Origin of the sequence: Methanonatronarchaeum sp. AMET-Sl (assembly GCF_029854155.1) — an archaeon.
Lineage (GTDB): Archaea > Halobacteriota > Methanonatronarchaeia > Methanonatronarchaeales > Methanonatronarchaeaceae > Methanonatronarchaeum.
The window spans coordinates 1,043,033-1,056,696 of the sequence record NZ_CP122958.1; the positions used below are offsets into that span (position 1 = coordinate 1,043,033).

Genomic DNA, 13,664 nt, shown 5'->3' on the forward strand with positions numbered 1-13,664 from the left:
GTAGGGAGGAAAGGAGTGGAGAGGTGGTTTTTGTTATGCATGTGGTTTTGTTGTCACTTCATGGGTCTTTTTTAGGTTTTCTAGTTTTATTACGTGTTTTTCGTTACCTGTTTTGATTGTTTGGAATGCGTGCTCGATGATTGATTTGTAGAACTCACAGTAGGGGCTTTTTAGATTTAGTTTTCCTTCGGAAGCGTAGACTTCGGCTGGACATGGCGCTCCACATAGATGTCTATATTCACATTCATCACATTCATCGATGTCCTCTACCTTACGGTTTGTGACTTTGTTGAATGCTTCGTGGTTCAATGCGTCCTCTAGATTTTTATTAAATTCTTCTAGACCTATGAACTCAGTGCAGGGATATACACCGCTTGGAGTTATGGAGATAAATCTACGGCCTCCACCACAAGGAGAGACATCGCATTGTAGTACACGGCTGGCAGGAGCCAGTATACCTAAAACTATGTTTGCATAATCACCTATAACCGTCCTGTTTCCATTTTTCGTATGCTCCATAGCTCTTTCAACTGCATTCAGAAAGTTCTCGGTCAGGTTGGTGGGACGTAGGTCCCGTCCACCAGGACTTGTTCCTCTAACTGGATTCATCAATAAAGTTTCAACATAACTTGAGAGGTGGTCAACCATATCGGTTAATAGATGTTCGTTATGTTTGTTGATGGTTGTTATAACGCTAAGGCCTGGATATCCCTTTAACTCTTCAAGCAACTTCATTGTGTTATCGTAATGTCCCTCGCTTCTCAAGAAATCGTTAACTCTTGGGTCTGGAGCGTCTAAAGAAAGTCCTATATTAGAGCCAACATCCTTCAGGAAATCGATATCCTGTTTCTCCAGCAACAGGCCGTTTGTCTGTAAACCATAATTGAATTCAGGATAGTCTTCCATAACACTGAATATTAAGTCTTTTTTAATCAAGGGTTCAACGCCGTGGAACAAAACCCTCTTAACGTCTGTATCAAGTAGCCTATCCATTATATTGTTGACCTCTTCTCGAGTCATTGTTTTACCAGACTCTCGTTTTTCTTTAGGAACATAACAATATGGACAGTCGGCGTTACAAGCCTCTGTTACATTAAAATAAACAAACTCAATGTTTTTTTCAAACCTATAGTTCTCTATCTCTTGTTTTAACTCACCCTCTATATCGCTGTAATCAGGTGTCTCTCTAAACCAATAAAAACCCGTTTCTGGGTCATAAAAAGTATCTTCCTCAGTCCACACAAAAAACTCCTCCATAAAAAAAAGGGTTTAGAAGGGGGCGTCTTCCCCCTTCGTAACAAAGTGTGTTAAACCACCGTTCTCAGACCTGCATCTATATCTCATATAACTCATTTGGTATTCACCAAACAAACATACTGCACACAACCACTTATAAAAGAGAATACGTAAATCAATCGTAACACAGGTTTAAAATATAATTATTAGTCCTAGACCACCCAGACCTATCATAATCAACAATAAGTTCCATAGGAAAACAGAAACTGTTATTTCACGTGCATTAACAACAGCAAACAACGTCTTAACCAAGATACTTGCGATCGTTCCCACAATAACTCCTAACGCAGCTATCTCACCACCGATCTGGCCGGTTCCAAACAAAGCAACAGCTGTCGTAGTTGCAGAACCACTGCTAACAAGACCAGCAATGAACATTGTCGCAATAAAACCAGCTTCACCCAACGCCACATTAGCCCAAGCCGACAACAACAAGACCAACAAGAAAAATCCACCAAACAACAAAGCGTTCTTAATACTAAATGGAGACTTCAACTCAGTTGGAGCCTCAACACCTCCAAATGGATTCATAAAGTAAGCAATCAAAACACCAACCAAACCAATTAAACCCAAAGGCACAAACACATCAACAAAAATCACTGGTACAAATAATACAGCCAAAACCAAGTTCCGGAAAGCCATAGCGCTGTTAGCCAACAAAATAGTACTAACTGCAGTCCTATCACTTCCCTTAAAATCACCAACCCTATTCGTGATCGATACAACAACAGCCGTAGAGTTAACCAAACCTCCGAAAAAACCAGTAGCCCAAAAACCCCTTTCCTCATACTCACGAACCAAAATATAATTCAAAAAACCAATACCACTAATCGCAATAACCAACAACTAAACCAACCTAGCATCAATAGCATTCCAAGGACCAAACGGTTCACTAGGAAGCAATGGATAGATCACAAAAGCAATTACAGCAAACTCCGCAGCACTCTGCAACTCCCTCTTACTCAAATTCAAAGCAAACATATGCAACTCACGCTTCAAAACCAACAACAACGCCGCTAAAAACGCAATAGTAACACCCTCAAGATAAAAACCCAAACCAACCAAAACACCAACACCATAAGCAACAACCATAGAAACACTCGTCGTTAAAAACAAGCCAGTGAACTCTTCACCACTAACACCCCTATACCCAACCAAAACAGCCATAGCAATAATCAACAACACACCCATAGCAATAACTAACTCAGAATCCAAAATCCCAAAAATACTACCAACCAAAGCAATCAAAGCAAACGTACGAATACCAGCAGGCTTCTCCGACCACTCACGCTCCAACCCAAGAAACAACCCCAACAACGTAGCAGAAACCAACTTAACAATCGTAGGAGGCACCGCCTCAATAAACTGCTCAAACATACAAAAAAACATATAACACCAATACACTATCTATCTTACCTAAAAAAACCAAAACCCAATCACACTTTACAGCAATAAACAGACAAAAAATAACTAAACCCAAACCAAAAAACCCCCAAATCTAGAACCTTCCCACACCAAACCAAACCAAACCAAACAAAACTACATTATTAACCTAAAATTGATTATGGTTAAGTTTGCCAAATTGATATTAAGGATTGTTTATATAGATTTGGGTTAAGGTAGTTTTAGATGAAGGAGTATGATGTTGTGGTTATAGGTGGGGGTTCAGGTAGCCATATCGTTGATGTAGCGTTGCATCATGATTTATCTGTCTGTTTAGTGGAGATGGATCAGTTGGGCGGGACATGTCTAAACTATGGTTGTATACCAACCAAGATGTTAACATACCCCGCTGACCTAGTCTCGATAAAAAATAAAGCTATTTCTCTCGGAATAGATATGGAAGTAAACTCAATCGACTTCAATTATATAATGAATCGGATGAGGAAAAAAGTAAACGAGAGCGTTAAAAGAGATATGGAAAACGCTAGAAATATAGAGGGCGTTGATTTCTATAATTCGATTGCTAAATTCATTGATCAAAGAACATTAATGGTAGATGGTGATGAGATAACTGGTGAAAAGATCTTTTTAGCAACTGGTGCTAGACCATTAAAACCACCGATTAAAGGAATAGATGAAGTAGAGGTTCATACGAACGAGACATTACTTCAAATCACTGAAAAACCGGAATCAATAATAATGATAGGTGGTGGCTATATCTCAATTGAGTTTGCACATTTCTTCAACTCAATGGGAACAGATGTAACGATAATTCAAAGAAACAAAGACCTAATACCCGATATGGAAAATGAAATTAAAGATATTTTGGAAAAAGAATATGAAACAAAAATGAACATCCATACAAACACAGAGGCAATAGAGATAGAAAATAAAGGTGATAAAAAAACTGTTTATGCAACCAAAAACGGAGAACAAAAAGAGTTCACGGCAAACGAGATATTGGTTGCAACCGGCCGTAAATCAAACGCCGACCTCCTAGACCTACATAACACATCGATAGAGACAGATGAAAAAGGATACATCAAAGTGAATAAAAAAATGGAGACAACACAACCAAATGTTTGGGCGTTAGGCGATGCAACAGGCCAACATATGTTTAAACATACAGCAAATCGAGAAGCAAGGATCGCAGCAGAAAACGCCTTCCATCAAGCCGATTTAGAGATGGATTATAAAGCCGCTCCACAAGCAATATTCTCAAACCCACAAATCGCTTCAGTAGGTCTTACAGAAAAACAAGCACAACAAAAACACGATATATTGGTTGGAGAAGCCAGATACAACGAAGTAGCTAAGGGGGAGGCAATGAAAGAAAAAACCGGTTACGTAAAAACAATCGTAAAACAAGAAACAGAAGAAATACTTGGGCACCACATAATAGGTCCCTACGCACCAATACTAATACAAGAAATAATAACGATAATGGATGCAAATGGAACAATACAAAACGTATTCGCACCAATGCATATACATCCAGCACTACCCGAAATAAACCAAAAACCATTCACAAACCTAAAACCACCACAAAAAGAAAAATAAACCTTTTAATGAGTTGACCAAAATTGGTAGAAAGAGAGATAATTGACATAGACCATGATTTATGTGATGGCTGTGGAGACTGCATACCTGCATGTCCAGAAGGCGCAATACAAATAATAGACGGTAAAGCCAGGCTTATCAACGAATCTTTTTGCGATGGATTAGGCGCCTGTCTCCAAGAATGCCCCAAAAACGCAATCAAAATACAAAAAAAAGAAGTAGAGCCATACAACGAAGAAAAAGTGATTGAAAAAATGGTTGAACAAGGCCCTGAAGTTCTAAAAGCCCACCTACAACACCTATCAAACCACGGTCAAACCAAATTACTTGAAACAGCGATAGACCACCTAAAGACCTTAGGAGTCCAACCACCTAAAATCAAGATAAATGAAGACCTAAAGCCAGAGATAGGGTGTCCCGGAACCAAAATACAAACAAATAAACAAAAAATATCCAGGAAGGAAGTTGGATCAGGCCAATGGCCACTGCAGTTATCACTGGTTCCCGTTAAAGCACCATACCTAGATACAGATCATTTAGTTTTTGTTGCGGACTGTGTTCCACCAACCTATCCAAACCTACATAAAGAGATAATTAAGGGCCAGCCAATCGTTTTAGGTTGTCCAAAACTGGATGACCAACAAAAATACATCAATAAACTAACACAGATATTGGAAAACAACCCGATACAAAAAATAACCTCACTCCATATGGAAGTCCCATGTTGCCATGGAGTTAACCAAATAATAGAGAAAGCAATTAAAAAAACAGATAGAGAGATAGAAACAAACGAGATCGTGATTTCCATAGAAGGAGATAGAAAATAAATAGGTTTTTTATTTGTTTTTTGGTTTGGGTAGTGTTATCTGGAATTTTGAGCCTCCTAAATCTGAATCACTGTATGTGATGGAGCCTTCGTAGTTTTCTATTATTTTTTGTGATAGGTAGAGGCCGTGTCCTAGTCCTTGTTCTCGGTCGGTTGTGTATCCTGGTTCGAATATTTTTTCTCTTGTTTCTGGTGGGACTCCGGTTCCGTTGTCTTCGATGTTTATCTTGATGTTGTTTGGTGTGGTTTGGGTTGTTATTTTGATTTTGTCGCAATCTGAGTGTTGTATTGCGTTTTCTATTATGTTTTTGATTACATCTCTGATTACTTCTCCGCCGATTGTTTTGGTGTTTTTGGGTATTTTGTTGGTTATTTCGATTTCTTGGTTTTCTAGTTTTTTCTCTATTTTTTTGGTGATGTTGTTCACCATTGTTTGGATGTTGATTGTTTTTTTGTCTGCTTTATCTGCTTTTTTTAATATTTTTATGTTGTTGATGAGGTATTCAAGTTCTTTTTGGCTTGTTTTGATTTTGTTTAGATATTTTTGTTGTTTTTTTGAGAGGTTTTTTTGTTGGAATAAGTCGAGGTAGCCGTTTATAACCATTATTTTGTTTTGGATATCATGTTCGATTAAATCCTCGATTAGGTTTCTTCGTTCTATAGCTTTTTTTCTATCTGTTACGTCGTTTAAACTTAAAATATATCGTTCAATCTTGTTTGGAGTTTTGTTTAGTTTGTATTCTATCCATAACTCATTATCTTTTATTTTTATTTTCTGGACACCTTCTCCAGAGCTATCTAACTCTATATCAAGTTTTTTCAATAATTTAGGGCCTAGTAACTCTTTTTCTGGTATTCCTAATATCTCTGTTGTTTTTTTGTTAACTTTAAGGATTTTTCCTTGGTTGTTTAACTCTATCAAGCCGATTGGTGAGTTTTTAAATAACTCGTTTAGTCTTAGTTTGATTAGGTATTTGGAGTGGCTGATTAGATAGCTTGCACCTATTAAGATTAATACTGCGGTGAGGTATACAGGTATGTTGACTTGAGGGCTTGAAATAAATAGGGTTGTCAATATAGCTAAAAAGAGATATAGATTCAATAGCCTTAGTTTCCAGTTTGCATCGAAAATCAAGTTAATTATTAAAGCAACCAGTAATATGCTTAAGGCATAATTTAGAGTATAATCATAGATATAGGCCATGTAGGTGAGTTGTGTGAAACCTAAGACGACAATTAGATACATTAAATCCGTTATATTATCTTTAACAAAACTAGAGATATAACTTAAGACAAAAAAACCTAATAAACCAGATGAGCCAATTACTCGATGCAACAATGGCATTGGATCTTCCATACCATATGTATGGTAAATGGCTCCAAATAAGAGGTATGAGATACCTGCAACGAACACGATGACGCGGTAGTAAGTAAGGTTGTTATATTCATCCAGGGAGTTTAGAACAGTAAGTTTGTCAAGGTTTTTTAACTTGTCCTTAAAACCTTTTAGAAAATTAAACATTTAGTTTCCTAACAATTGTTGTTGAAAAAATAATATAAAATCTTTCTTATCTACCCCATATTTTTTGCATTTGTTTTATAGATGTCTTTTTTTGGTGTGTTTGTTTTTAGGTGGTTTTTTATTTATAATCAGGTATTAAGACCCTTTTTTTCTCTTTAGGGTGTGGGGTTGTTTTATAGTCTTTGTTGGTCGATTTTGTCTAGTTTTTTTAGGGGTTTTGTGTGTCCGAGTTTTTTGAGTGTTCTTGCTGCGTCTAGCTGGATTTCGTTGTATTCGTCGTCTATTAGTTTTGTGATTTTTTTGGTGTGTGGTTTTGTTGTTTGGGGTGATTCGTTTGTGATGTGTTTTATGGTTTTTATTATTTCTTTTCGTACGCTGATTGATTGGTTTGTGAGTTCTGGTATTAGTTTGTCTATTTGGTTTGTGAGTTTTTGTGGTTTGTGTTTTGCGATGTTTTTGAGGGTTTGGGCTGCTTCGGCTTGTATTACCCAGGATTCTTCATTTAATATATCTATGATTTTGTTGGTGTGTTGAATTAGTTTTTCTGGGTTTTCTTTGGATATGTTGTTTATTGTTGAGGCTGTGTTTGCTCTTACTCTCCATCTTTCGTCGTTTAGTTTTTCTATTATCTGTTTTGTGTAGTGGGTTAGGTGTTTTGGGTTGTGTTTTGCGATGTTTGATATTGTGTGCATTGTGTCTATTCGTATTTCATCGTCTTTGTGGTTTATTTGGTTTATTAAGTTGTCTGTGTGTTGAATTATTTTTTCTGGGTTTTGGTTTGATGTGTTTTTGATTATTTTTGTGGTGTTTTTCTTTAGTTGATCTGTATCTGTTTGGAGTGAGGGTAGTTTTTTGATTAGGTTTTTGGTTTTTTCTGGTTTTTCTTTGGATATTTCTGCGATTATTTTTGTTGTATGGATTTGGGTTTCAAGGTCGTTTTGGTTTAGGTTTTTCTTTATCTCTGGTAGGTATTTTTCCAATGTGTTGGGGTTTGTTTCTGAGATATTGCTTAATATTTTTAGTGTGTTTGTTCGAACCGTTTTTCCTTTTTCCATTGTCTCTATTAGTTCAGGGAGGTTGGGGGTTATTTGGTTTGGATATTTTATTGTTAGATTGGTTACTGCGATTGAGATATCGTTTTTAACTATCCATGGTGCTGAATCTATTATCTCGATTAAAATGGGTATGTGATTAATCAGTTGTTTTGGATTTTCCCTACTTATCTCTAGTATTTGGTAGGAATCTTCTTCGTTTGGATCGTTTTGCAAGTTATTGATTAATTTTTTTATTTTGTTTGTTTGGGTTTTGTTTTCAGGCATTTTACCTCAATCTTATTCTTTAGGGAAACTGATTTTGGTTTTATTTATTTTTAGGGATGGTTTTTTGTTATCTCTATGGCTGTTTCTGTTATTTTTAGTGGGTCGGTTCCGATGAGGACGTATAGTGGTTCTTTTCCATATCCGGGTGTTTCGTAGAATATGTTGGGGATTTCTCCATATTTATTTTTTAGGTACTGTATTTTCCAGGGCATTGATTTTTTTTGTCCTGTTTTTTGTGGTTCTGGTTCTCTGGTTCTATCGATTTCACCGATCTCTGTTTGGAGTGTTTTTTTTATTGCCTTGGTTGTTTTTTTGTTGTATCTAAGGTTGATTCCACTAGTTATTTCTGGGCGGTGTTTTTTTATCTCTATTAATGCTCTGGCCATATGGTCTGAACAACCTATTTTTGGTTTTCCTGTGGCTTTTGGCTTATCGTTTATGACTGTGATTCTTCCATCTATTGCTGCGACTTTATTTGGATCTGTTTCGTTTGGTCTGCAGTAAACGATGTTTGTTCTTACTTCAGGTATCAGTCGAGTGAATCTGGGTGTGTTCTCTATTTTGTGTATTGCTTGTAGTAAGCCGCCGTATAACTCTCTCTCGCTCTCTATATCCATTTATATCACTTTGTTTAGTTTTTTGGGGTTTGGAAGAAGGTTTTCCAGAAAGGATCGGTTTTTATTGGCTGTAGTTTTTGTTTGTTACCTTCTTTATCGATTATGGTTTTTTTGTTTTCTGTGATTTCTCCTATTACCCAAGAGGGGATGTCTTTTTTTTCTAGTTGTTTTTTTATTACTTCGGTGTTTTGTGGTGGGCATGTGAGTAGTAGTGTTCCTTCGCTTATGCTTGTGAGTGGATTGATTTTATGGTGGCTGCAGACTGCTTCTATTTCTGGTGGGAGAGGGATTTTGTTTTCGTGTATTATACATCCATTGTCACTGGCTATAGCTATTTCGTGAACACCGTTGAGTACACCACCCTCTGTTGCGTCATGCATTGCGTTTGAATGTTCTCGTGCAATAGCTGCGTCTTTTATAACGGTCATCTGATAAAAACGGTTTTTAGCCTTCTCAATTAATTTTTCTCCATATTTTTCCTTCAATTCTTTCTCTGATTTATGTGCCAGTATGCCTGTTGCTTCGATTGCTGGGCCTTTTGTCATCATTATTTTATCACCGACCTCTGCGTTTGTCGGTGGAGTTAGGTCCTGTTTTTCTCCATAACCTATTACTGTTCCACCACCGTTTAGGGGTGCGGGAATTCCGGGATAGACGCCTGTATGACCCCCAACCACTGTTATACCCAGTTTTTCACATTCACTGTGGATTTGGCTCCAGATTGTTTCGAATTGTTCTTGTGTTGTTTCGGGGGGTAGTAGTAGACATAAGGTTATGTATTCAGGATCCACTCCTAAGACGGCGACGTCGCTAGCACATATATGGACGATTGACCAACCGAAGTCATCTAGCATCGATGGCATAGAGAATGTAGGGTCTTCAGAAACCACCATCACCTGATCTTGATTAATTTTAATTGCTGCAGCATCGACACCATGTTGCGGCCCGATTAATACGTCTTTATTTTTTGCACCGAGTTTTTGGTAGATTGTTTTTTCAAAAAACTCTCTATTTATCTTACCTACGTCTGGTAACTTCATGAATATACAGCTCTCATTATAACTAAAATGATGTATAGGGTTTAAGATACATTTATTTTGTTTTTAACAGAGTTAATAAGGATTTGGTTTGTTTTTTGTTTCGTTTTAGTCCCAAAACATATGTGTGCGGGCGTATTTTCTTTCTTCATTGTATATTTTTCGATATAGGTCGTCGCCGTCAGGTAAGTCTCTTAATATCCGTGACGCGGTTGTTGGCCCGATCCCACGGCCAGCTAAAACTGTTACTCCATCTTTTCCATGTGATAATACGATGTTGGCGCTTTTTATAAGGTTTTTCACATCTTTGTCATCAACACCTTCTTTGTATTTCTTGATTTTTTCTTCTTCCCATGGTTTTAACGCAGCGATATATTTGGAGTTACATAATGGACATTGGGGGTCACCCCTAACATGCCGCACCTTCTTTGTTGTCTGCCAATCTTCACAGTGTATGCAGAAAAGAAGTGTTCGGTCGTTTTTTATACGTTCTTCTATAGTTCTTATTATCGATTCATCTGTTTCTTCAGGTGAAATTAAATCGATACCTGATTCCTTGCCTAAACGACCGATTGGACTGAACCCCTCTACCCATTCAACAGTTATTCCAGTTCCAACCGACTCTAAGACTTTGGTTGTCTGATTTATATCAAGTTTATAATTCAATATCTCCTTCATGGCCTCACGATACATAGGGCTGTCTCTATATATCTCCATCAACTTCTCGGTGTCATAAGATGTGTAGTCAGCGTCTTTACGGACTACACCAAATTTTTTAGCAACCTTCATCAACTCCCACTTAAACTGGGATGTATTCTTTAATGACATCGATAAAATCGGTTTTAAGTGCTCCGGATCAATTGGAAATATATCCTTGATTATCGATGTACGTTTTTTACCCGGCATCTTAAGTTTGATTCGATATGGATCTACATCAAGTCCAACGCTACTTCCAATCCTTGAAGCCAGTAATGAGGTGATAGCCTGTCCCAATGTTTTATTAACTCGATGGCCAAAACAACAGTTCATTATTATCTCTTGTCTACCCAACTCAACAACAATTTTTTTGTCAGTTGGAACTGGATATCCAAGATCAGTTTGTTTCTCAATGATATCTCTTAGTTTATCGATTGCATCATCATTGAGACATAACCCACTATAATCTACTTTAGCTTTATCTAAAACATCATCCATTACTTCTTTCCTAGTTCTACCGACAGATTGTGCAACCATGTATGGAACAGGAATTTCTTCACCAACCCAGTTTGGAACTGTTCCTTGCGGGTCATTGATTTCCTCAACCGTAATCGAGTCATCTTCCATACTTAAGATACGCCACATCTTACCTTCTGTTATAAAAACCTCACCGGGTTTGGCAAAACTGGCTACGAAACTTTCGTCAAGCCTTGCAAGTGGACGGCCGCTTGCAACGTCCTTCACTTCGTATGTCCTTTCATCTGGAATCATACTGAGGTTGGTGTAATAATATTTCCATGTTGAACCCCGCCTCCTAACTTGATCTTCTTTGTGTGAGAGAATTCGGGCTTGGCTTAATTGGTTTAAAACTTCCTTTAAACAATTTTTGGTTAGGTTTCGGTATGGATATGCTTTTTTAAAGATTTTAAGTGCTCTATCTATGGTTAAGTCATCGATTTCAAGGCTTAAACCACATAACTGATTGGCTAAAACGTCGTAACACTCTTCCCTTGGAACTATGTCTTCAAGGTCAGTTCCAAGTGCTTTCCGTACTATCACACCGGACTCCATTATGTCGTCAGGGTTTCCCGATAAAACAACGCCCTTAGAATCTTTTTCTATGGAGTGGCCGGATCTACCTACTCTCTGCAACAACCTAAAAACCTGTCTGGGAGAGTTATATTGTATAACCAGGTCTACATGACCAACATCTATACCTAACTCCATAGAGCTTGTGCATATCAAACCATCCAGTTCACCACTTTTAAAACGATCCTCAACCTCTATACGACGTTCTTTAGATAAAGAACCATGATGAACACCAACCTCACGACCCATTAGGTTCATCCTGCTAGAAAGGGTTTCAGCCATCTCACGGGTATTAACAAAAATCAATGTAGAAACATGACTATCAATCAACTCAATTATACGATGTAAATGACCAGACATCTCCAGCGACAACATAGTTTTCCGCTTCACCCGCTCCGCCTCTTCACCAGGAACAGGAGATTCAATCTCGAAACCAAATGGCTCAGAAGACTCTATCCAAACCAACTCACAATCCCTCTCAACACCAACAAGCAGGTTCATGATGTCACGTGGATTACCAACGGTAGCAGATAAACCAAGACGTTGAAAACCACCAGCAATGGCTTCAAGACGTTCAAGAGCAAGAGACAACTGAATACCACGTTTAGAATCCGCTAAATCATGAATTTCATCAACAATAACATGACGTACATACCCGAGATGCTCACGCATCCTCGAACCAGGTAAAATAGCCTGCAGAGTCTCTGGAGTAGTAACCAACAAATCCGGTGGATCCAAAGCTTGTTGACGACGCCTATAACTAGAGGTATCACCATGACGGACCTCAACATCCAACCCCAACTTATCCCCCCACCACTTAAGCCTACCAACAATATCCCGATTCAAAGCACGCAAAGGAGTTATATACAAAGCCTGAATCCCATCACCACCATCAATAGAACTTAAAACAGGTAATGAAATAGCCTCAGTCTTACCAGAACCAGTAGGACTAATTAAAAGCAAATTACCCCCCTCAACAACCTTAGGAATAGCACGACGCTGAGGCTCAGTAGCTACCTCAAAACCACGCTCCCTAACAACTTCAAGAACATCCTCACCAAGAACATCAAAAGGCATAAACCACCAACCTCAAAACAAAAACCCAAACAAACAAAAACCCTAAATCGATATCACTTTTACCCCTCAAAAAACCCAGCAACAAAATAAACAAAGAATAATAAACATAATATGATATAACTTACAGAGGTTTTTGGTGTACCTATGTCCAAACAAAATGACTTAATTAAACTTTCCAGCATGGTTATGGACAGCGTAAACGACCATATAGCAATAATAGACAGTGATGGAGAAATTATATTGGTCAACGAAGCCTGGAAGAATTTCGGAGACCAAAACGACCTTCAACACAATGAGTATTGTCTTGGTGAAAACTACATAGAGATATCCAGAGACGTAGACGAAGAAAACAGTGCTGGAAAACATGTCGCAGATGAAATACAAAAAGTTTTAAAGGGAAAAAAACAATCCAGCCAAATCGAATATCCATGCCACAGCCCTAAAACCAAACGTTGGTTCATTTGTGAAATAACACCTATCGAGCTAGACGAAAAATACGCCGTAATAAAACACATAAACATAACAAAGAGAAAAAAAGCTGAAGAATGGGCAGAGTTCATGCGCTCAACCATGAACCACGACCTCAAAAACAAAATACAACTAATGGAAGGATACATCGATTTACTCCAAGAAAAACTAAAAAACCCAGGAAAAACAGAACAAAACTACCTAAATAAAGTAAAAACCTCAATAGAAGACACCAAAAAACTAATAAAAAAAATACAGGACATCGAAGGAGTAAAAAAAGAAGAAGTAGGGCCAACAAAAATACAGCCAGTAATCTGGGAATCAATCAAACAATACGAAAACAACCTCGAAGAAAACAACATAACACTCAATAAAAACATCTCCGACTGCACGGTAAAAGCAGGTCCATTACTTAAAGAAGTTTTCAAAAACCTAATAACCAACTCAATAAAACACGCAGAATGTAACGAAATAAAAATAAAAACAACCACCCAAAAAAATAAATGCAAAATAACCTACCAAGACAATGGAAAAGGAATCCCAAACCAATTAAAAGAAAAAGTTTTCGAAAAAGGCGTAAGCAGTCAAGGCGGATCAGGACTCGGCCTATACCTATGTAAAAAAATCATAAACAGATATGACGGAGAAATCGAACTAAAAAACAACAAAGGAGCTAAGTTCGAAATAACCCTAAACAAAAAATAAACAACAAAC

Annotated in this window: 11 protein-coding genes; 3 read left to right on the plus strand and 8 right to left on the minus strand. The window is 37.6% G+C overall.

The features are described 5' to 3' along the window. Positions 1-33: 33 nt before the first annotated feature. The 3 genes from cbpB to QEN48_RS05305 all read right to left on the minus strand — a co-directional run bounded on the left by cbpB (position 34) and on the right by QEN48_RS05305 (position 2,673). Positions 34-1,242: a peptide-modifying radical SAM enzyme CbpB gene (gene cbpB, locus QEN48_RS05295; protein WP_280107861.1), complete on the minus strand. Its 1,209-nt coding sequence runs from the start codon at positions 1,240-1,242 to the stop codon at positions 34-36. A 186-nt stretch (positions 1,243-1,428) separates the two neighbouring features. Further along, complete coding sequence (locus QEN48_RS05300; protein ID WP_280107862.1) at positions 1,429-2,139, minus strand: DUF4010 domain-containing protein; 711 nt, start codon at positions 2,137-2,139, stop codon at positions 1,429-1,431. Positions 2,140-2,142: 3 nt separating this feature from the next. After that, the gene (locus QEN48_RS05305; RefSeq protein WP_280107863.1) at positions 2,143-2,673 is read right to left on the minus strand and encodes an MgtC/SapB family protein; all 531 of its coding nucleotides are present in this window, start codon (positions 2,671-2,673) and stop codon (positions 2,143-2,145) included. Positions 2,674-2,925: 252 nt separating this feature from the next. On the opposite strand from QEN48_RS05305, the gene QEN48_RS05310 reads away from it, so the two are divergent. Next, the gene (locus QEN48_RS05310) at positions 2,926-4,299 is read left to right on the plus strand and encodes a dihydrolipoyl dehydrogenase (protein ID WP_280107864.1); all 1,374 of its coding nucleotides are present in this window, start codon (positions 2,926-2,928) and stop codon (positions 4,297-4,299) included. Positions 4,300-4,322: 23 nt separating this feature from the next. Next, the gene (locus QEN48_RS05315; protein ID WP_280107865.1) at positions 4,323-5,126 is read left to right on the plus strand and encodes a 4Fe-4S binding protein; all 804 of its coding nucleotides are present in this window, start codon (positions 4,323-4,325) and stop codon (positions 5,124-5,126) included. A 9-nt stretch (positions 5,127-5,135) separates the two neighbouring features. On the opposite strand, the gene QEN48_RS05320 is transcribed toward QEN48_RS05315, so the two are convergent. The 5 genes from QEN48_RS05320 to QEN48_RS05340 form a co-directional block, all read right to left on the minus strand. After that, positions 5,136-6,482: a PAS domain-containing sensor histidine kinase gene (locus QEN48_RS05320; RefSeq protein ID WP_280107866.1), complete on the minus strand. Its 1,347-nt coding sequence runs from the start codon at positions 6,480-6,482 to the stop codon at positions 5,136-5,138. Positions 6,483-6,820: 338 nt separating this feature from the next. Continuing rightward, the gene (locus QEN48_RS05325) at positions 6,821-7,966 is read right to left on the minus strand and encodes a hypothetical protein (protein WP_280107867.1); all 1,146 of its coding nucleotides are present in this window, start codon (positions 7,964-7,966) and stop codon (positions 6,821-6,823) included. A 50-nt stretch (positions 7,967-8,016) separates the two neighbouring features. Continuing rightward, positions 8,017-8,583 (minus strand): thiamine-phosphate synthase family protein, encoded by a 567-nt coding sequence (locus QEN48_RS05330; RefSeq protein WP_280107868.1) that lies wholly within the window; start codon positions 8,581-8,583, stop codon positions 8,017-8,019. A gap of 14 nt (positions 8,584-8,597) precedes the next feature. Next, complete coding sequence (locus QEN48_RS05335; protein WP_280107869.1) at positions 8,598-9,623, minus strand: AIR synthase family protein; 1,026 nt, start codon at positions 9,621-9,623, stop codon at positions 8,598-8,600. Between the two features lie 105 nt (positions 9,624-9,728). Further along, positions 9,729-12,482, minus strand: a complete 2,754-nt coding sequence (locus QEN48_RS05340) for a DEAD/DEAH box helicase (protein WP_280107870.1) — start codon at positions 12,480-12,482, stop codon at positions 9,729-9,731. A gap of 144 nt (positions 12,483-12,626) precedes the next feature. Here QEN48_RS05340 and QEN48_RS05345 point away from each other — a divergent pair, with 144 nt between their 5' ends. Beyond that, on the plus strand, positions 12,627-13,655 hold the full coding sequence (locus tag QEN48_RS05345; protein WP_280107871.1) for a PAS domain-containing sensor histidine kinase: 1,029 nt from the start codon (positions 12,627-12,629) through the stop codon (positions 13,653-13,655). The last annotated feature ends 9 nt before the right edge of the window (positions 13,656-13,664 follow it).

Coding starts and splice junctions, on each gene's coding strand:
- QEN48_RS05305 (WP_280107863.1), bottom strand. CDS start 2,673: ATGTTTGAGCAGTTTATTGAGGCGGTGCCTCCTACGATTGTTAAGTTG.
- QEN48_RS05310 (WP_280107864.1), top strand. CDS start 2,926: ATGAAGGAGTATGATGTTGTGGTTATAGGTGGGGGTTCAGGTAGCCAT.
- QEN48_RS05320 (WP_280107866.1), bottom strand. CDS start 6,482: ATGGAAGATCCAATGCCATTGTTGCATCGAGTAATTGGCTCATCTGGT.
- QEN48_RS05325 (WP_280107867.1), bottom strand. CDS start 7,966: ATGCCTGAAAACAAAACCCAAACAAACAAAATAAAAAAATTAATCAAT.
- QEN48_RS05330 (WP_280107868.1), bottom strand. CDS start 8,583: ATGGATATAGAGAGCGAGAGAGAGTTATACGGCGGCTTACTACAAGCA.
- QEN48_RS05335 (WP_280107869.1), bottom strand. CDS start 9,623: ATGAAGTTACCAGACGTAGGTAAGATAAATAGAGAGTTTTTTGAAAAA.
- QEN48_RS05340 (WP_280107870.1), bottom strand. CDS start 12,482: ATGCCTTTTGATGTTCTTGGTGAGGATGTTCTTGAAGTTGTTAGGGAG.
- QEN48_RS05345 (WP_280107871.1), top strand. CDS start 12,627: ATGTCCAAACAAAATGACTTAATTAAACTTTCCAGCATGGTTATGGAC.